1 protein-coding gene is annotated in these 283 nt (G+C 35.0%); it reads left to right on the top strand.

All coding sequences use genetic code 11. The features are described 5' to 3' along the window. Nucleotides 1-280: transposase (locus FLACHUCJ7_RS25105; protein WP_230408911.1), on the top strand; the 280-nt coding region annotated here is incomplete at its 5' end. Between the last annotated feature and the right edge of the window lie 3 nt (nt 281-283).

Here is a 283-nt window from a genome sequence, read left to right as displayed (position 1 = left end):
TCAGGAAATCAACGAGCATATCTTTGGGACTATCAAACGGCAATGGGGCTATAATCACACTAATTTAACAGGATTGGAAAAAGTAAACGGAGAACACAGTTTAATTATGTTGGTCTATAACATCAAACGCAGTATCAATATACTGGGCGTTCCCGAACTTATTGCAAAACTTCAAAAATGGAACTCACCCTACAAGGCAAAAGTCTTGTTTTTACTAAAAACGAGTTATTTAAAGCTTCATACAACAACTAATTTTTATCCCGAGAAATTAGCAGCCTAAAAA

Origin of the sequence: Flavobacterium salmonis, assembly GCF_903819435.1 — a bacterium.
Lineage (GTDB): Bacteria > Bacteroidota > Bacteroidia > Flavobacteriales > Flavobacteriaceae > Flavobacterium > Flavobacterium chungangense.
This window is presented reverse-complemented; position numbering and strand designations above follow the sequence as displayed.